The sequence below is a fragment of the Agromyces aerolatus genome (genome assembly GCF_031432255.1).
GTDB lineage: Bacteria > Actinomycetota > Actinomycetes > Actinomycetales > Microbacteriaceae > Agromyces.
On record NZ_JAVKGQ010000005.1, the window covers coordinates 81,797 to 97,704 of the forward strand.

General features: G+C 71.0%; 18 protein-coding genes and 1 tRNA gene (1 of these 19 cut by a window edge). 8 read left to right on the plus strand and 11 right to left on the minus strand.

Annotated features, from left to right (window positions below; translation table 11 throughout):
• Position 1 precedes the first annotated feature (1 nt).
• Positions 2-1,666 (plus strand): FAD-binding dehydrogenase, encoded by a 1,665-nt coding sequence (locus RH864_RS08530; protein WP_310517114.1) that lies wholly within the window; start codon positions 2-4, stop codon positions 1,664-1,666.
• A gap of 42 nt (positions 1,667-1,708) precedes the next feature.
• On the opposite strand, the gene RH864_RS08535 is transcribed toward RH864_RS08530, so the two are convergent.
• Positions 1,709-2,389, minus strand: a complete 681-nt coding sequence (locus RH864_RS08535; RefSeq protein ID WP_310517115.1) for a hypothetical protein — start codon at positions 2,387-2,389, stop codon at positions 1,709-1,711.
• A 97-nt stretch (positions 2,390-2,486) separates the two neighbouring features.
• Here RH864_RS08535 and RH864_RS08540 point away from each other — a divergent pair, with 97 nt between their 5' ends.
• The 3 genes from RH864_RS08540 (at position 2,487) to RH864_RS08550 (ending at position 4,486) form a co-directional block, all read left to right on the plus strand.
• Complete coding sequence (locus tag RH864_RS08540; RefSeq protein WP_310517116.1) at positions 2,487-3,371, plus strand: acyl-CoA thioesterase; 885 nt, start codon at positions 2,487-2,489, stop codon at positions 3,369-3,371.
• Between the two features lie 121 nt (positions 3,372-3,492).
• Positions 3,493-3,963, plus strand: coding sequence for a QcrA and Rieske domain-containing protein (locus RH864_RS08545; RefSeq protein ID WP_310517117.1), 471 nt, complete (start codon positions 3,493-3,495; stop codon positions 3,961-3,963).
• A gap of 16 nt (positions 3,964-3,979) precedes the next feature.
• Complete coding sequence (locus RH864_RS08550; RefSeq protein WP_310517118.1) at positions 3,980-4,486, plus strand: hypothetical protein; 507 nt, start codon at positions 3,980-3,982, stop codon at positions 4,484-4,486.
• A gap of 13 nt (positions 4,487-4,499) precedes the next feature.
• Here RH864_RS08550 and RH864_RS08555 read toward each other — a convergent pair whose 3' ends face one another.
• From RH864_RS08555 to msrA, 9 genes are all read right to left on the minus strand, one after another.
• Entirely contained in the window at positions 4,500-5,123 is a 624-nt protein-coding gene (locus RH864_RS08555) for a response regulator (RefSeq protein ID WP_396129956.1), read from the minus strand.
• Between the two features lie 98 nt (positions 5,124-5,221).
• Positions 5,222-6,532 (minus strand): sensor histidine kinase, encoded by a 1,311-nt coding sequence (locus tag RH864_RS08560; protein WP_310517120.1) that lies wholly within the window; start codon positions 6,530-6,532, stop codon positions 5,222-5,224.
• Positions 6,533-6,542: 10 nt separating this feature from the next.
• Entirely contained in the window at positions 6,543-7,406 is an 864-nt protein-coding gene (locus RH864_RS08565) for an ABC transporter permease subunit (protein WP_310517121.1), read from the minus strand.
• Positions 7,403-8,314, minus strand: coding sequence for an ABC transporter ATP-binding protein (locus tag RH864_RS08570; RefSeq protein ID WP_310517122.1), 912 nt, complete (start codon positions 8,312-8,314; stop codon positions 7,403-7,405). Before RH864_RS08570 ends, RH864_RS08565 begins: the two co-directional genes overlap by 4 nt.
• A 126-nt stretch (positions 8,315-8,440) precedes the next feature.
• Positions 8,441-8,917 (minus strand): acyl-CoA thioesterase, encoded by a 477-nt coding sequence (locus tag RH864_RS08575; RefSeq protein WP_310517123.1) that lies wholly within the window; start codon positions 8,915-8,917, stop codon positions 8,441-8,443.
• Between the two features lie 3 nt (positions 8,918-8,920).
• The gene (gene ettA / locus RH864_RS08580; RefSeq protein WP_310517124.1) at positions 8,921-10,603 is read right to left on the minus strand and encodes an energy-dependent translational throttle protein EttA; all 1,683 of its coding nucleotides are present in this window, start codon (positions 10,601-10,603) and stop codon (positions 8,921-8,923) included.
• Positions 10,604-10,607: 4 nt separating this feature from the next.
• Positions 10,608-11,087 (minus strand): DUF6993 domain-containing protein, encoded by a 480-nt coding sequence (locus RH864_RS08585; protein WP_310517125.1) that lies wholly within the window; start codon positions 11,085-11,087, stop codon positions 10,608-10,610.
• A gap of 87 nt (positions 11,088-11,174) precedes the next feature.
• A complete protein-coding gene (locus RH864_RS08590) occupies positions 11,175-11,726 on the minus strand; it encodes a single-stranded DNA-binding protein (protein WP_310517126.1) in 552 nt (183 codons plus the stop codon).
• A 172-nt stretch (positions 11,727-11,898) separates the two neighbouring features.
• Complete coding sequence (msrA, locus tag RH864_RS08595; protein ID WP_310517127.1) at positions 11,899-12,423, minus strand: peptide-methionine (S)-S-oxide reductase MsrA; 525 nt, start codon at positions 12,421-12,423, stop codon at positions 11,899-11,901.
• 92 nt (positions 12,424-12,515) lie between these two features.
• On the opposite strand from msrA, the gene RH864_RS08600 reads away from it, so the two are divergent.
• Positions 12,516-12,791, plus strand: coding sequence for a hypothetical protein (locus tag RH864_RS08600; protein WP_310517128.1), 276 nt, complete (start codon positions 12,516-12,518; stop codon positions 12,789-12,791).
• Positions 12,792-12,864: 73 nt separating this feature from the next.
• Positions 12,865-13,539: a hypothetical protein gene (locus tag RH864_RS08605; protein ID WP_310517129.1), complete on the plus strand. Its 675-nt coding sequence runs from the start codon at positions 12,865-12,867 to the stop codon at positions 13,537-13,539.
• Between the two features lie 71 nt (positions 13,540-13,610).
• On the opposite strand, the gene nadE is transcribed toward RH864_RS08605, so the two are convergent.
• A complete protein-coding gene (gene nadE, locus RH864_RS08610) occupies positions 13,611-14,474 on the minus strand; it encodes an ammonia-dependent NAD(+) synthetase (protein ID WP_310517130.1) in 864 nt (287 codons plus the stop codon).
• Positions 14,475-14,596: 122 nt separating this feature from the next.
• Here nadE and RH864_RS08615 point away from each other — a divergent pair, with 122 nt between their 5' ends.
• Positions 14,597-15,817 (plus strand): cation:proton antiporter, encoded by a 1,221-nt coding sequence (locus tag RH864_RS08615; protein WP_310517131.1) that lies wholly within the window; start codon positions 14,597-14,599, stop codon positions 15,815-15,817.
• A gap of 42 nt (positions 15,818-15,859) precedes the next feature.
• Positions 15,860-15,908 (plus strand) — tRNA-Arg (locus tag RH864_RS08620); it runs 127 nt beyond the window's last position.

Here is a 15,908-nt window from a genome sequence, read left to right on the forward strand (position 1 = left end):
CGTGGCCGCTTCCGTCGCTGCACCCGCCCCCGACGCGATCATCGTGGGCGCGGGCCTCGCGGGTCTGGTCGCCGCGTCCGAGCTCGTCGACGCCGGCGCACGCGTCGTCATCGTCGACCAGGAGCCCGCCGCGAGCCTCGGCGGCCAGGCGCACTGGTCGTTCGGCGGGCTCTTCCTCGTCGACTCCCCCGAGCAGCGCCGCATGGGCGTGCACGACTCGCTCGAGCTCGCCCGGCAGGACTGGGAGGGCTCGGCGGCCTGGGACCGCGACGACGACGTCTGGGGCCGGCGCTGGGCCGAGGCGTACCTCGAGTTCGCGGCCGGCGAGAAACGGGCCTGGCTGCACGAGAAGGGCGTCCGGTTCTTTCCCGTCGTGGGCTGGGCCGAACGCGGCGACGGCCGGCCGGCGGGGCACGGCAACTCGGTGCCGCGCTTCCACATCGCATGGGGCACGGGGCCGGGCGTCCTCGCGCCGTTCGTCGCGCGCGTGCAGGCCGGCGCGGCCGCCGGGCTCGTGACGCTGCGCCATCGGCATCGCGTCGACGAGCTCATCGTCGAGGGCGGGGCGGTCGTCGGCGTGCGCGGCGCGGTCCTCGCCGACGATCCAGCCGGTCGCGGACAGTCCAGCAGCCGCGACGAGGTCGGCGAGTTCGAGCTGCGCGCGCCCGCGGTCGTCATCGCCTCGGGCGGCATCGGCGGCAACCACGAGCTCGTCCGCAAGTACTGGCCGACGCGCATGGGCGAGCCGCCCGTCGCCATGCTCTCCGGAGTGCCGGCGCACGTCGACGGCCGCATGCTGCCCATCGCCGAGACCGCGGGCGCCAGGCTCGTGAACGGCGACCGCATGTGGCACTACACCGAGGGCATCACGAACTTCGACCCTGTGTGGCCGCTGCACGGCATCCGCATCCTGCCCGGGCCGTCCTCGCTGTGGTTCGACGCGACGGGACACCGGCTGCCGGTGCCGCTCTACCCGGGATTCGACACGCTCGGCACGCTCGAGCACCTCGCCGCCACCGGGTACTCCCACTCGTGGTTCGTGCTCACGCAGCGGATCATCGAGAAGGAGTTCGCGCTCTCGGGCAGCGAGCAGAACCCCGACCTCACGGGAAAGGACCTGCGGCTGCTCGCGCAGCGGCTCGGGTCGGGTGCACCGGCTCCGGTCGAGGCGTTCAAGCGCCGCGGCGTCGACTTCGTCGTCGCCGACACCCTGCCCGAGCTGCTCGCCGGCATGCAGGGACTCTCGGGTGAGGCGCCGCTCGACACGGAGAACATCGAGCGCGAGATCCGGGCGCGCGACCGCGAGCTCGATCATGAGTTCTCGAAGGACCTCCAGCTGGCCGCGATCCGCGCGGCACGCGCCTACCGCGGCGACCGGCTGATCCGTGTGGCGCCACCCCACCGCATCCTCGACCCGGAGGCCGGGCCGCTCATCGCGGTGCGACTGCATCTGCTGACCCGCAAGACGCTCGGCGGCATCCAGACCGACCTCGACTCGCGTGCGCTCGGCGCCGACGGGACGCCGGTCCCCGGGCTGTTCGCCGCGGGCGAGGCCGCGGGTTTCGGCGGCGGCGGCGTGCACGGGTACCGAGCGCTCGAGGGGACGTTCCTCGGCGGATGCCTGTTCACGGGACGCGCGGCCGGACGGGCGATCGCCCGGGCCTGAGCGGCCGGCGGCCTCGTCGTGTCCGCTCGCGCTCGGGCGCGCTCAGCCCTTGAGGCTCCACGGCCGCTGGCGCACGAGCACGTGCCCGCGCCGGGAGCTCAATCGCGTCCACGGGCCGGTCTCGAACACGCCGATCCGGTCGTCGCCGAGGAATCCGAGGCTGAACGCCGCGAAGGCCGCTCCGGCCGGCACGTACTCGAGACCATCGATGCCGCGCCCCCACACCTCGCTGCGCACGCGCTGGACGAGCTGCTCGCCCGTGCCCGACGGGATCGCCGCGGCCACCTCGTCGATGCCGGCACGGGCCGCCGCCTCGAGCGTCGGCGCGGCGGTCTCGCCGACCGCGCGCCAGCCGCCCCGCGGGGGCGAGATGCCGGCCCAGGTCACCGTGTTGACCTCGGCGGGCCGGGTCATGGGCACCGGGCGACCCTCGGGGTCGTTCACGAACGCGTCGTGCGCCCGGGTCACGCGGTCGAGGAGCGAACGCATGGGCACGACCGCGTCGAAGTCCTCGGTGTCGACGAGGGCGAACGTGCGCAGCCCGAGCACGGTGGGGCTCTCGTCGAGGATGCCGCGCGGGTACACGATCGCCGTGTAGACCGCGAGGATCCCGGCGCCCGCCATGAGGCGCACCGAGCCGTCCTCCACGCGACCGGCGCGCTGCAGGTAGGTGTGCAGGTCGCCGAGCGCGAGGCCGTCGGCGAGCGTCAGTTGCTGGACCATCTCTGTCTAAACTACCAAGAGAGCGCCGTCCACTTCGCAGCGGCCGTCGTGCGTGCGTGCGTGCGTGCGCGGCACGCCGCGCCCCTACGGAGGAACGATGAACAGCCCCATCGAGGGACTCCTGCGCACGTTGCAGCTCACCGACACCGGTGCCCGCACGACCGAGGACATCTTCACCGGCCCGTCGCAGTGGATGCCGATGGGCCGCGTCTTCGGCGGGCAGGTGCTCGCCCAGTCGCTCGTCGCGGCCACGCACACCGTCGACGACGACCGGCCCCTGCACTCGATGCACGGCTACTTCCTGCGGCCGGGCGACACCGCGCACCCGATCACCTTCTCGGTCGACCGCATCCACGACGGCCGGTCGTTCTCGACCCGCCGCACCCAGGCGTTCCAGCAGGGCCTGCCGATCCTGTCGCTCATCGCCTCGTTCCAGACGGAGGACGAGGGCCTCGAGCACGAGTCCGCCATGCCGGAAGACCTTCCCGACCCCGAGTCCCTGCCCTCGGCGGCCGAGGTGCTCGGCGGGATCGATCACGAGGTCGCGCAGTACTGGTCGAAGGAGCGCGCCTTCGACATCAGGCACGTCCCGTCGCCCGTCTACCTGCGCGTCGACGGCGAACGTGTCCCCCGGCAGGCCGTGTGGATGCGCGCCATCGGACCGCTCCCCGACGACCCCAAGCTGCACCGTGCGGCCCTCGCCTACGCGAGCGACTATTCGATCCTCGAACCGATCCTGCGCGCGCACGGGGTCGCCTGGGCGACCCCGGGGCTCAAGGTCGCGAGCCTCGATCACGCGATGTGGTGGCACCGCACGGCCCGCGCCGACGAGTGGCTGCTGTTCACCCAGGAGTCGCCCGCGGCACGCGGCGGCCGTGGACTCTCCCTCGGCCGCATCTACACGCGCGCAGGCGAGCTGGTCGCGTCGGTCGCCCAGGAGGGCATGATCCGGGCGCCTCGGGAGTTCCTGGACCGCGACTGACCCCGGCGCGACGCCGGAGGCCGTCCGCGCGGGGCGGAGCTCTTCCGCGCGCGGGCATCGACCGCCACAATGGCACCACGGGTGCCGCGCAGCGGGGCACGGCACCGAGAGGCGGTGCATCATGGCACGTGGAACGGAACTCTCAAGACGGACGATGCTGGTCATCGGCGGCACGGGCGCCGCGGCGGGCGCACTGACCCTCGCCGGGTGCGGGCCGGGTGGTGAGACGGATGCCCCGGCGACGACGGATGCCTCGGGGGTGCCGCCGGCCTCGGAGGGCGGCGGCTCCGCCGCGGCGGGCGGGGAGATCGCCGCGCTCTCGGAGGTGCCGGTCGGCGGCAGCGTCGGTGTGGAGATCGACGGCGATCCCGCGCTGCTCGCCCAGCCCGAAGCGGGACAGGTCGTTGCCTTCAGCGCGATCTGCACGCATCAGGGCTGCGTCGTCGGCGCGGCAGGCGATCGGTTCGAGTGCCCGTGTCACGGCTCGGTGTACGACGCGGCGACCGGCGACGTGCTGCAGGGCCCCGCGATCGATCCCCTCCCACCCATCGAGGTGCGGGTCGAGGGCGACCGGATCGTCGCGGGCGCGTGATGGACGCGGTGACCTGATGGACTACGTGTTCGCAGGGCTGCCGCTGCACGTGCTGCTCGTGCACGCCGTGCTCGTCCTGGTGCCGCTGCTGGTGCTGCTGCTCGTCGTCGTCGGCGCGTGGCCGGCCGCCAGGCGGGTGCTGTGGCTTCCGTGCCTGGTCCTCGCCGCGCTCCTGCTGCCGCTGGTCCTGGTGACCGTGGAAGCGGGCAAGTGGTTGCAGCAGCGGGTACCGCCCGCCCCGCTCATCGAGGTGCACACCGGGCGCGGCGAGACCCTGGTGCCGTGTGCGATCGGGCTCCTCGCGGTCGCGGTGGTGGTCGCGGGCTGGGCGATCGTCGAACTGCTCGGGCGCCGGCGCCCGAACGGGCAACCCGTCAGGGCCGCCGTGATCGGGATGAGCGCGCTGCTCACCCTGGGGGCGCTCGGGGTCGGTGCCGGCGCGACGTGGACGCTCATCCTCATCGGCGAGTCCGGAAGCCGCGCGGTCTGGGAGGGGAGCTTCTCGGAGGATCCGCTCGAGTGAGTCGGCGGGTCGCTCACCGGCCGTCACGTGGCGACTGCCGGACGAATCCGTGCTCGTACGCCAGGATGACGAGGTGGACGCGGTCGCGTGCCTCGAGCTTCTGCAAGAGCCGCCCGACGTGGGTCTTCACGGTCGACTCCGAGAGGAAGAGCCGCGCGCCGATCTCGGTGTTGCTCGCGCCTTCGGCGACGGCGGCGAGCACCTCCAGCTCGCGCGGTGTCAGCGCCGCGAAGACGGCGAGCGACGGGCGATCGGCCGTGCTGCTCGGCAGCGCATCGGCGAACAGCTCGATCATGCGGCGGGTCACACGCGGGGCGAGCGCCGCATCGCCCGCGTGGACCGTACGGATCGCATCGACGAGCTCGGCCGGCCGCACGTCCTTCAGCAGGAAGCCGCTCGCTCCGGCTCGCAACGCGCCGAAGGCGTACTCGTCGAGATCGAACGTGGTGAGCACGATCACGCGCGTCGCGCGTCCTTCTGCCACGACCGCGCGCGTCGCGGCGATGCCGTCGACCCGAGGCATCCGCACGTCCATCAGCAGGACGTCGACCTCGGCGGTCGCGACGAGCGCGACTGCCTCGTCGCCATCCGAGGCCTCACCGACGACCTCGATGCCCGGCTCCGATTCGAGCACCATGCGGAACCCGGTGCGGACGAGCGCCTGATCGTCGACGATGCCGACCCGGATCGGGGCGGCGGCGGTCGGGTGGGCGCCGACCGGACGGTCGTGGCGGGTCACAGCTCATCCTCTCGGATCGTGGGCTCAGCGCGCATCGTGGCGCGGACTTCCCAGCCGCCGCGCGATCGCGGGCCGGCCCCGAAGGACCCGCCGTAGAGCAGGACCCGCTCGCGCATGCCGACCAGCCCCCGGCCGCCGGCCTCCGCGGGGGCGAGGTCCGCACCTCCGTCATCGTCTGACGCGCGGACGCCGTCGTCCGTCACCCGGACCTCCACCACGCCCTCGGACTGCTCGATGAGCACCTCGACCTGCGACGGACGTACCGCATGGCGGAGCGTGTTCGTCAGAGACTCCTGCACGATGCGATACACGGTCAGCTCGAGGTTGGGGTCGGTCAGCTGCGGGCCCGCGGTCGTGAGCCGCACCGGCAGGCCCGCCGCCCGGAACGTCTCGACGAGCACGGGGATGCCGGCCGTGCCCGGCATCGGGCTGAGCTCGGCGGGCGCTTCGGCAGGATCGGGGCTGGCCGCGAGGACGCCGAGCATACGACGCATGTCGGCCAACGCCGACCGACCGGTCTCCGCCACGCGTTCCATGGTCTCGGCCGCTCGATCCGGATCCCGCGGTGCGACCGCGGCGGAGCCCGCGGCGAGGGTCACCATCACGGTGAGGCCGTGCGAGACGATGTCATGCATCTCGCGCGCGATCCGCGCCCGTTCCATCGCGGCCGCGAGCCGCGCCTGCTGGTCGCGCTCGCGGGCCAGGTCGTGGGCGCGGGCGATGAGCGCGTCGACGTACCGGCGGCGATTGCCGACGGTCACCCCGATGAGCGTGGCGATGAGCATGAGCACGGTGTGCTGCGACGCGGAGGCCACGGTGTCCGGGCCGGTCGCGGGGGCCCCGAGGTGCTGCGCCCACACGTCGAGGTAGCTCGCGAGCGTCGCCACGGCGACCGAGCCGGCGAACCCGAGCCACGCGGACTTGGTCGAGCGGTACACGGCCAGGGCGTACAGCGCGAGCAGGATCGGGAACGTGTCGACGACCCCGTACGGGAAGACGACCAGGCAGACCGCCCAGGCGATGAAGAGCAGCAGCCACGGTCGCCGGCGCCGGAACAGCAGGATCGCCGCGCCGGCGACCACGACGGCGACGAGGCGGAGCGCGACGATCCACGCGGGCGGGAGCGCCGGGTCGCCGACCGCCGAGCCGATGAAGGTGGGCAGGAGGTAGAACCCGGCGATGAGCGAGTCGGTGAGCCACGGATGCCTCGCCCAGAACCGCCGGATCACCCCGGGAGGTCGCGGAAGACGGGGCGTGCCCCCGGCGTCCGAGATCCGGACGCCGGGGGCGTATGGCGCATCCGTCATGCTGTGGACTCTACGCGTCCCGTCGCTTGAGGAGCGCGAGCGCACCCGCCATCGCGGCGACGACCCAGCCGAGCACGACGAAGAGGCTCACCCAGGCGCCGAGCTCGTCACCGGCCGGCCAGGCGGTCGCCGACATGAAGATCCCGGTGCCCGCCGAACCGATGAGGTACGGGATGACCTCGCCGGGCCATTCCGCCGGGATCATCTGCAGGACGGTCGGCAGGAGCAGGATGAGGCCCAGCACCGCGGCGATGCCACCCGCGCTGCTCCGCACGATGGTGCCGATCGCGAGCGCGAACACGGCGACGAGCGCCAGGTACAGGGCTGCGCCCAGCACCGGGAGGAAGATCGCGGGCTCCAGCAGGCTGACCGAGACCCCGCTGCCGGCGACGACGATCGAGGTCACGCCGTACGCGCCGAGCGTGGCGACGAGGCCGACCACGAACGTCGAGACGAACAGGACGACCGCCTTCGCGGCCAGCGCCGGCGTGCGCCTCGGAACGGCCGTGAGCGTCGAGCGGATCATCCCCGTCGAGTACTCGCCGGTGATGACCAGCACGCCGAGGACTCCCGCGACGAGCTGGCCGAACAGGACGCCGAACGTCGTGGACTGCACGACGAGGGCGACCTGCTGTTCGACCGGCATGGCGGCGAGGTCTCCCCCGCGGTTCACACCGCCCATGCCGTTCACCAGGCTGAGCGACATGATGAGCGCCATGCCCAGGGCGATGACGATGACGATGGCATACGACCAGACCGTCGAGCGCAGGCTCCGCAACTTGATCCACTCGGACCGCAGGACACCGGCGAAGCTCAGCGAGCTTTCGGGAGCCGTGCGCGATGCGGCGGTGGGCTGGGGCAGGGTCGTGGTCATCGGACGGCCTCCGTTCGGTACTCGACGGCGTCGGCGGTGAGTGCCATGTAGGCCTCCTCGAGCGACGCGCTCTGCGGGGTGAGCTCGTGCAGCGCGATGCCGTGCTGCGCGGCGAGGTCGCCGATGCGTGCGGCCTCGACGCCGGTGATGTCGAGCACGCCGGCCTCGGCGCGCACGATGGCGACGTCGGGCGCCGCGAGCAGGTCCGCGAGCTGCGAGGCGTGCGGCGAGCGCACGCGGGTGCGCACCTGAGTGCTGCCGGCGATGACGTCGGACACGGGCGCGTCGGCGATGATCTCCCCGCGGCCGATCACGACGAGGTGATCCGCGGTGAGCGCCATCTCGCTCATGAGGTGCGAGGAGAGGAAGACCGTCCGGCCCTCGGCGGCGAGGCTCCGGACGAGGCGCCGCACCCAGAGGACGCCCTCGGGGTCGAGTCCGTTCACGGGCTCGTCGAGGATGAGCGTCGACGGGTCGCCGAGCAGCGCAGCGGCGATGCCGAGGCGCTGGCCCATGCCGAGGGAGAAACCGCCGACGCGCTTGCGTGCGACCGTCTCGAGGCCCGTGAGCTCGATGACCTCACGAACCCGGCTCGCACCGATGCCGTGGGTCGCGGCCATGGCGAGCAGGTGGTTGTAGGCGGTGCGGCCGGTGTGCACGGCTTTCGCGTCGAGCAACGCGCCCACCTCGTGCAGCGGCGCGCGGTGGGCGGCGTACGGCCGGCCGTTGACGGTGACCCGGCCGGCGCTCGGCCGGTCGAGTCCGACGATCATGCGCATCGTCGTGGACTTGCCCGCGCCGTTCGGACCGAGGAAGCCGGTGACCTGCCCGGGGCGCACCGTGAAGCTGATGTCATTGACGGCCGTCTTCGCGCCGTAGCGTTTGACGAGCCCTTCTGCCGTGATCATGCGTCAACGGTAGGCCGGAGGAACGGACTGGCGCGTCCGTCTCAGGAATGCTCTTCGCCGCACGCGGAGTGGTACCGAGGTACCACTCCGGCCAGCCGGCGCCGGTCGCCGGCCGCCGGGTTCCGGCTACCGTCGCCGGAAGGTGAGCGCGGCTTCGACGTACGGCGACCAGGCCTGCCGTTCGTGCTCGGAGATGCGGCGGGGCCGGGCGGTCTCGACGTCCACGAGGACGATGGTCGTGCTGGCGCGCGTGTAGCAGGTGCGCGGGGCGACGCCGATGGGCGACCACACCTCGTAGCAGACCTCGAGGCTCGCGCCGCCCATGTGCCCGATCCAGAGCTCGATGTCGAGCGGCTGGCGATGGTACGGGATCGGCGCGAGGTACTCGACCTCTTGCCGCGCGATGAGCGTGTTCGTCGTGCGATCCGATGAAGCGTCGATCACGGCCGTCGAGGCCCCCGCGGCATGCTCGGACGTCTCGTCGGACACCCAGAACGCCTGGATGCGAGCCTCCTCGAGGAGGCTCAGCATCCGGGCGTTGTTGACGTGGCCGTACGCGTCGAGATCGCCCCAGCGGAGCGGCGTCGGCACGTGCAGGCGCATCCGTCAGTCCCTGGTGAGCTTGCGGTACGCGGAGCGATGCGGCTTGGCCGCTTCGGGGCCGAGACGTTCGATCTTGTTCTGCTCGTACGCCTCGAAGTTGCCCTCGAACCAGTACCAGTTCGCCGGGTTCTCCTCCGTGCCCTCGTAGGCGAGGATGTGGGTCGCGATGCGGTCGAGGAACCACCGGTCGTGCGTGATGACCACCGCACACCCGGGGAACTCCAGCAGCGCGTTCTCGAGGCTCGAGAGCGTCTCGACGTCGAGGTCGTTCGTCGGCTCGTCGAGCAGGAGGAGATTGCCGCCCTGCTTGAGCGTGAGCGCGAGGTTCAGTCGGTTGCGCTCGCCGCCCGAGAGGATGCCGGCCCGCTTCTGCTGGTCGGGTCCCTTGAAGCCGAAGGTCGAGACGTACGCACGGCTCGGCACCTCGGCCTTGCCGACCTGGATGTAGTCGAGCCCGTCGGAGACGACCTCCCACAGGTTCTTGTTCGGGTCGATGCCCGTGCGCGACTGATCGACATAGGAGATCTTGACGGTCTCGCCGACCTTCACCGTGCCGCCGTCGACCTCTTCGAACCCGACGATGGTCTTGAAGAGCGTGGACTTGCCGACGCCGTTGGGGCCGATGATGCCGACGATGCCGTTGCGGGGCAGCGAGAACGAGAGCTTGTCGATGAGCTTGCGGTCGCCGAAGCCCTTCTCGAGGTTCTTCACCTCGAGCACGACGTCGCCGAGACGCGGGCCCGGCGGGATCTGAATCTCCTCGAAGTCGAGCTTCCTGGTGCGCTCGGCCTCCGCCGCCATCTCTTCGTAGCGGGCGAGACGCGCCTTCGACTTCGCCTGACGGCCCTTGGCGTTCGAGCGAACCCACTCGAGCTCGTCTTTCAGCCGCTTCTGCAGCTTCTGGTCCTTCTTGCCCTGGACGTCGAGTCGCTCGGCCTTCTTCTCGAGATACGTCGAGTAGTTGCCCTCGTACGGGTACAGCCGGCCGCGGTCGACCTCGCAGATCCATTCCGCGACGTGGTCGAGGAAGTACCGGTCGTGGGTGACGGCGAGCACGGCGCCCGGGTACTTGGCGAGGTGCTGCTCGAGCCAGAGCACGCTCTCGGCGTCGAGGTGGTTGGTGGGCTCGTCGAGCAGCAGCAGGTCGGGTTTCTGCAGCAGCAGCTTGCAGAGCGCGACACGTCGCTTCTCACCGCCCGACAGCACCGAGACAGGTGTGTCGCTCGGCGGGGTGCGCAGTGCGTCCATCGCCTGCTCGAGCTGGGAGTCGAGATCCCAGGCGTCGGCTGCGTCGATCTCTTCCTGCAGCTTGCCCATCTCGGCCAGCAGCGTGTCGAAGTCGGCGTCGGGGTCGGCCATGGCGAGCGAGATCTCGTTGAACCGGTCGAGCTTGCCCTTGATCGGGCCGACGCCTTCTTGGACGTTCTCGAGCACGGTCTTCGACTCGTCGAGCTCGGGCTCCTGCATCAGGATGCCCACCGAGTACCCGGGGCTCAGGCGCGCCTCTCCGTTGGAGGGCTGGTCGAGCCCGGCCATGATCTTGAGGATCGTGGACTTTCCCGCACCGTTCGGGCCGACGACGCCGATCTTCGCTCCCGGGAGGAACGCCATCGTGACGTCATCGAGGATCACCTTGTCGCCGACCGCCTTGCGGGCGCGAACCATCGAATAGATGTACTCAGCCATATTGCTACCAGTCTATGGGGCGCGTCTGACCGACCAGGCAGGCGCCGGTGCCGAGCATGGGTCGCACGGCGCCGTGATAGCCGCCGGACTTCGGACCGTACTGGCCGACGAGGCACTCGCCCTGGAACGCGACCGAGAACTGCACGGAGTCGGCCGGATCGTCGATCGTGGTGCGATCGGCCGTGACCTGCATGGCCGCCTTGTCGAACCCTCCTGCGACCAGCGCGTCGATGAACGCACGGCCGCCGGCGTTCGGGTCGGCCGCGACGACCGCCTGATTCACGCTGTCGAAGTACGCGAGATTCTCACTCGCCGAAAGGTCAGGGCTGAAGACGGGCGCGGGCGGCGGCGTCTCGGTGGGCTCGGTCGTGGGGGTCGCGCTCGGGGTCGGCTCAGGGTTGGCGGAGCTGCACCCTGCGAGCCCGATCATGAGTGCGGCCCCGGCGAACGCCAGAGCCACCGACTTGCGGTACCGCCTCGACATGTCTCCCCTGTCCCGGCGGCAGACCGACCGCCCGTGCCGAGTCTAGGCGGTCGGCCCGCACGGGCGGTGCACGGCCGTCGGGCCGGGTCAGCTCGCGAAACCGGCGAGCTCCGACACCTCCTCCTCGTCGGCTTCGTCGAGGTCATCGTCGTCACCCGCATCGTCGAGCTCGTCCGGCTCGTCGAGCTCGTCCAACTCGTCCGACTCGTCGAGGTCGTCGATGTCGTTGTGATCCGAGGTGTTCGCCGGATCGGGAGTGCTCGCCTCGTCGCGCCTGGGCGGCTCGAGCCGCTGCAGCTGGGTCATCCCCCATGACAGGTCGTGCCCGATGGCGTCGGCTTCGATCTCGATGGCGACGCCCGCCCGGTCGCCCGCTTGCCACGGCCGTTGCTTCAACCGCCCGTGCACCACGACGTGTTCACCCTTGCGCAGCGAGGCATTGGCGTTGAACGCGAGCTGCCGGAACGCCGAGACGGTGTACCAATTGGTGCCCGCGTCTTCCCACGCGCCCGTTGCACGGTTGTAGAAACGACGGCTCGACGCGAGCCGGAATGAGGTGATGGGCAGCTGCTGGCCCGTGACGATGGCTCGTGGGTCGCTCCCCACGACGCCGGTGACGGTGATCAGATCGGTGGACATGTTCGCTCCTTGTGTCGGCGACCGCCACGGTGACGGCCGACGACACCCGGAGCGCTCGTGCCGGATCGCCCCGGGTGTCGTGCGACGAGGATCCCGTGCCGGCGAGGCATCCGATCGCCCGCGGAGCGAGATTGCGGAACGCGCCGTCTCCGAGACGGCTGTGGAGGACGTCTCAGGCGACCACGTAGTCGGCGTACGAGCGGCGGATCTTGTTCACCTTGGGAAGCGCGACGGCGAGACAATAGCCCTGGCCCGGGTTCTTGGCGAAGAAGTCCTGGTGGTACTCCTCGGCCGGGTAGAACGCGCCGAGGGGTTCGATGGTCGTCACGATCTCGCCGTCCCACCAGCCGGCTGCGCGCTCGCGCACGCGCTCGAACCGCTCGCGCTGCTCGTCATCGGCGAAGTACATCGCCGAACGGTACTGGGTGCCGATGTCGTTGCCCTGCCGGTTGAGCTGACGCGGGTCGTGGAGCGTGAAGAACACGTCGAGGATCACGTCGGCCGGAATCACGTCGGGATCGAAATCGACCCTGACCACCTCGGCATGCCCGGTCGTCCCGGTGCAGACCGCTTCGTACGACGGATCCGCCACGGAACCACCCGTATACCCCGAGACGACCTCGTGCACCCCGCGCAGGGTGCGGTACACGGCATCGAGGCACCAGAAACACCCACCGCCCAGAACGAAGCTCTCCATCGCCACAGCCTAGCGCCGGGCGATGTCGGTGGTCGCCCGTAGCGTGAGCACGAACGCAGGGCCGGCTGCCGTCGATGAGAGGAGCGTCACCGATGTCCGAGATCATGTTCCGTTCGCGCGTCGCTGCCGGTGCGGCGTCCGGGTCCGAGCGGTTCCCCGCCGACGTCCCGGGTCTGCGATTCGCCTCCGCGCGATCGAACCTGTGGCGCGTGGCCACGGCCGACGGCACCGTGCTCGGCCACATCGAGCGCGTCGCCGCGGCGGACGGTGAGCGCTATCTCGCTCGCCGCGCACGTCCGGGGCTCGCGCACGCGATCGAGCTCGGCCGGTTCGCCACGTCGCGCGACGCCGCCGAGGTGTTCCGCTGATCGCGGCGGCGCAGGCCCGGCACGCCGAGCGCGGTTGCCCGGCGCAAGCCACGTCCGCGAGTAGCCTGCGCTCATGCAGTGGCTGAACGATCTCATCTCCTGGCTCGGCTCGAGCGCGGCCCGTCCCGCGATCTTCGCCGCAATCCTGCTCTTCGTGGCCGTCGTCATCGCCGGTCTGCTCGCCGCCTGGATCTCCAGCGCGGCCGTCAAGCGCATGGTCACCCAGCGCGACCGCGAGCTGAAGACCGCGGCCATCGCCGCGCTCGTCGATGCGGCCACCGAGGCATCCGTCTGGAACTCGCTCACCCCGCAAGAGCAGGTGCTCGCCGACCGCGCCGTCGGACAGGCCGACATCCACGTCCGTCTCCTGCCCATCCGCGGCTCGGACATCGCCGCGAACTGGGCCGCACACCAGCTGCACGAGCTGAAGCGCGCCTCCGCGACCTTCGGCTACCAGTTGGAGCCCGCCGTCACCGATTTCCGCGACCGACTGCTCGAATGGCAGCGTCACCCCGGCCGGGCGAAGAAGCAGTTCCAGAACGACCTCGCCGGTTGGCGGGCCGAGAGCGCCCGGCCCGAGCAAAGCCTCGCGGTCGAGCAGGACAGCTGGGTCGCCGAGCAGCACCACGAGCGCTACCGCGCCGAGCCCCTGCCTGAGCCCGCGCCGCTGATCGACGTCGATGCCAGCGCACCGACCGCGGTCAACCTGCGTCCGGCGCAGCCGGTCGGCGGCGACACCGACCGCTGACGGAATTGCGCTGACCGGTCAGCCACTTCGGACAGCGGACGGCCGCGGGCATCGCCCGCGGCCGTCCTGCGTCACCCGCGCTGCTTCGACTCCCCCACGCGAGCGCTCGCGTCGTCTCGCCACCACGCATCGAACAGCGAAGCCGGAACGGTGCGCTTGTGCCGCGACTGCAGGAACCGCCGCTCGAGGCGCTCAGCGACCACGTCGTCGATCTCTCGCCCCTCGAGATAGTCGTCGATGTCGGCATATTCGAGCCCGAGGTTCGCCTCGTCGGACTGGCCGGGATCCTCGTCGAGCAGATCGGCCGTCGGCGTCTTCGCGGACAACCGCTCCGGCGCCTCGAGGTACTCGAGCAGCGCGCGCCCCTGCCGCTTCGTGAGCCCCGTGAGCGGCAGCACATCGGCTCCGCCGTCACCGAACTTGGTGAAGAAGCCGGTCACGGCCTCAGCGGCGTGATCCGTCCCGACCACGAGCAGACCACCCTCGCCGGCAAGGGCGTACTGCGCGATCATGCGCACCCGCGCCTTGACATTGCCCTTCCCGAAATCGCTGATCGGCGTGCCGGTCGCCGCGGCGAACCCTGTCGCGACGCCATCGACCCCGTCCTTGATGTTGAACGTCACCGTCTCGGGCGGGCGGATGAACGACAGGGCGAGCTGCGCGTCGTCCTCGTCACGCTGCACGCCGTACGGCAGGCGCACCGCGACGAACCGCGCCGCGACCCCCTCGACACCGAGCTCATCGACCGCGAGTGCGCAGAGCCGGCCGGCGAGCGTCGAGTCCTGCCCGCCGCTGATGCCGAGCACGAACCCGCGGGCCCCCGATCGTCGGAGGTAGTCCTTCAGGAAGTCGACGCGTCGGCGCACCTCCTCCGCGGGAACGATGGTCGGGCTCACGTTGAGTTCGGCGATGATCGCTGCCTGCTGCTCGCGCATGAATCGACCCTACCGCCGGGATGTTTCGGTCATGCGACGGGTAGGAGGGGGTTGCGCGCCGCTAGCATCAGGCCAAATGCCCCGGCAGTTCCGCAGCGCCGCTTGCCAGAAAGGGGAGGACGATGCCGTTCGACCTCTCGCTCACCACGCTCGTCCTCTTCCCCGCGATCGCGGTCATCGCACCGATCATCGCGCGATTCGTCGGACGGCTGCTCCCCGTGCCGCTCGTCGTCTTCGAGATCCTGCTCGGGCTGCTTTTCGGTCCCGCGATCCTCGGCTGGATCCAGCCGGGCGAGGTCGCCTCCGCGCTGGCCGACTTCGGCCTCGCGATGCTGTTCTTCCTGGCGGGGAATGAGATCGACTTCCGCGCCATCCGAGGCCGGCCGCTCATGCGCGCGGGCGTCGGCTGGGTGATCTCGCTCGCCGCGGGCATCGGCCTCGCCGCACTGCTCGCCCCGCATCTCTCCGCCGCCGTCTTCATCGGCATCGCCCTCGCGTCTACGGCGCTCGGCACGATCATGCCCGTGCTGCGCGACTCGGGCGATCTGCGCACCGCGTTCGGCGTCGGCATCCTGGCCGTCGGTGCCGTCGGCGAGTTCGGTCCGCTGCTCGCCATCTCGGTCTTCCTCAGCGGCAGATCGCCCGCGGCGGCCGCATCCGTGCTGCTGCTCTTCGTCGTCGTCGCCGGGGTCGCGATCTGGCTCGCCGCGCGAGGGGCCGGGAAACGGATGCATCGGGTCATCACCGCCACGCTGCACACGAGCGGGCAGTTCGCGGTGCGCCTGGTCGTGTTTATCCTGCTGGCGCTCGCCGCGCTCAGCACCCTGCTCGGCCTCGACATGCTCCTCGGCGCGTTCACCGCCGGGGTGCTGTACCGGCTCCTCCTCTCGGGAGCCCCCGAACGCGATGTCGAGTCCGTCGAGGGCAAGCTCGAAGGCGTCGGCTACGGTCTGCTCGTCCCGATCTTCTTCATCTCCACGGGCGTCACCTTCGACCTCGAGGCGCTCGTCGCCGACCCGTCCACGCTGCTGCTCATCCCCATCTTCATCGTGGCGCTCATCCTCGTGCGAGGCATCCCCTCGTACTTCGCGGCACCGCCCGGTTCACCACCCCGCGACCGGATCGCCACCGGGCTGTTCGGCGCGACGGGCCTGCCGATCATCGTCGCCGTGACTGCCATCGGTGTGGAACACGGCGATCTCACGACCGGCACCGCCGCCGCCCTCGTGGCGGCCGGAATGTGCTCGGTGCTGATCTTCCCGGCAGTCGGCCTCGCCATCCGCGGTCGACAGACCCGGCGCCCGGGCCCGGCGGACCCCGCACATGTGCCCACGGAGGCCTGATCGAAAGACCGCGCGCACCGGTTCGCTAAGCTGGGGTCGCCGGCCCCCGTAGCTCAGCGGATAGAGCAGCAGCCTTCTAATCTGTCGGTCG

Bases quoted from the DNA above. Each gene is read 5' to 3' on its own strand.
- RH864_RS08550 (WP_310517118.1), top strand. From the start codon at position 3,980: ATGGACTACGTGTTCGCAGGGCTGCCGCTGCACGTGCTGCTCGTGCAC.
- RH864_RS08540 (WP_310517116.1), top strand. From the start codon at position 2,487: ATGAACAGCCCCATCGAGGGACTCCTGCGCACGTTGCAGCTCACCGAC.
- RH864_RS08615 (WP_310517131.1), top strand. From the start codon at position 14,597: ATGCCGTTCGACCTCTCGCTCACCACGCTCGTCCTCTTCCCCGCGATC.
- RH864_RS08605 (WP_310517129.1), top strand. From the start codon at position 12,865: ATGCAGTGGCTGAACGATCTCATCTCCTGGCTCGGCTCGAGCGCGGCC.
- RH864_RS08575 (WP_310517123.1), bottom strand. From the start codon at position 8,917: ATGCGCCTGCACGTGCCGACGCCGCTCCGCTGGGGCGATCTCGACGCG.
- RH864_RS08555 (WP_396129956.1), bottom strand. From the start codon at position 5,123: ATGGTGCTCGAATCGGAGCCGGGCATCGAGGTCGTCGGTGAGGCCTCG.
- msrA (WP_310517127.1), bottom strand. From the start codon at position 12,423: ATGGAGAGCTTCGTTCTGGGCGGTGGGTGTTTCTGGTGCCTCGATGCC.
- ettA (WP_310517124.1), bottom strand. From the start codon at position 10,603: ATGGCTGAGTACATCTATTCGATGGTTCGCGCCCGCAAGGCGGTCGGC.
- nadE (WP_310517130.1), bottom strand. From the start codon at position 14,474: ATGCGCGAGCAGCAGGCAGCGATCATCGCCGAACTCAACGTGAGCCCG.
- RH864_RS08535 (WP_310517115.1), bottom strand. From the start codon at position 2,389: ATGGTCCAGCAACTGACGCTCGCCGACGGCCTCGCGCTCGGCGACCTG.
- RH864_RS08590 (WP_310517126.1), bottom strand. From the start codon at position 11,726: ATGTCCACCGATCTGATCACCGTCACCGGCGTCGTGGGGAGCGACCCA.
- RH864_RS08585 (WP_310517125.1), bottom strand. From the start codon at position 11,087: ATGTCGAGGCGGTACCGCAAGTCGGTGGCTCTGGCGTTCGCCGGGGCC.
- RH864_RS08545 (WP_310517117.1), top strand. From the start codon at position 3,493: ATGGCACGTGGAACGGAACTCTCAAGACGGACGATGCTGGTCATCGGC.
- RH864_RS08600 (WP_310517128.1), top strand. From the start codon at position 12,516: ATGTCCGAGATCATGTTCCGTTCGCGCGTCGCTGCCGGTGCGGCGTCC.
- RH864_RS08565 (WP_310517121.1), bottom strand. From the start codon at position 7,406: ATGACCACGACCCTGCCCCAGCCCACCGCCGCATCGCGCACGGCTCCC.
- RH864_RS08570 (WP_310517122.1), bottom strand. From the start codon at position 8,314: ATGATCACGGCAGAAGGGCTCGTCAAACGCTACGGCGCGAAGACGGCC.
- RH864_RS08560 (WP_310517120.1), bottom strand. From the start codon at position 6,532: ATGACGGATGCGCCATACGCCCCCGGCGTCCGGATCTCGGACGCCGGG.